The organism is Teredinibacter waterburyi, assembly GCF_001922985.1.
Lineage (GTDB): Bacteria > Pseudomonadota > Gammaproteobacteria > Pseudomonadales > Cellvibrionaceae > Teredinibacter > Teredinibacter waterburyi.
Genome location: NZ_MRUH01000136.1, coordinates 1 through 734, shown reverse-complemented (window position 1 = coordinate 734; position 734 = coordinate 1). Strand labels below are relative to the sequence as shown.

Annotated in this window: 1 protein-coding gene; it reads right to left on the bottom strand. The window is 46.2% G+C overall.

Annotation, left to right across the window (positions count from 1 at the left end; genetic code table 11):
- Window positions 1-191: 191 nt before the first annotated feature.
- The gene (locus IDZ20_RS10865; protein ID WP_245792265.1) at window positions 192-635 is read right to left on the bottom strand and encodes an SPFH domain-containing protein; all 444 of its coding nucleotides are present in this window, start codon (window positions 633-635) and stop codon (window positions 192-194) included.
- Window positions 636-734: the final 99 nt, after the last annotated feature.

Below are 734 nucleotides of genomic sequence, written 5' to 3'. Positions count from 1 at the left end.
AAAGAAAATTTCCACAAACTGAAAACCGACAAAGCGCTTTTTTCAATACCACGCATAACGCCTTGCTAACCGGCAGACAAAGTGGAGGTTCTTTTGTGCAAAAATTTGCGGAGCAAATGCACAAAAGGAGCGCCGCTTTGGCTGTCCAGCGGAGCCATAGGCGTAGCGATGGTTGAGCAATTTGTTATGCATTACCTGCCCGCTTTACCAGCCTCTAAAATTGGTAGCCCCGCTTCGGTTGGAATATATATACGCTCGCCTTTACCATCTTGAAGCCCTTTTATCCAAATATAACGAAGGTACTCCTCATTATTTTTTAGCGAAGCGCCTATAATACGATTTGCCTCAGCCGCCGCCTTTGCGCGCTCGATATCAGCTTGACCTTCCGCTTTTGCACGCACTACTTTTGCCTTCCCTTCTGCCTCGGCTAGAGTAACTTTAGCCTTCGCCTGCATTAGGGCAGCCTGCTCTCTAGCTTTTGCTTCCTCTATCAATATCTGCTTTGACCACTCAGCTTCTTTTAAAGATGCCCGCCCGTTTAGCTCCTGCTTATAAACGTTGTATTTAGGCCACGCCCAAAGAGCAATGAATATTAGAATAATGAAAGCGAAGAATAAAAATACTACTGAGCCCAACGCTAAGGCTTGCCTATTTTGATACACCTATTTCTCCTTTGATGCATAACGCCGCGTTAACCTGTGCCGCGTGTGGAGTGGAGTTTTGCGGTAAAGTGG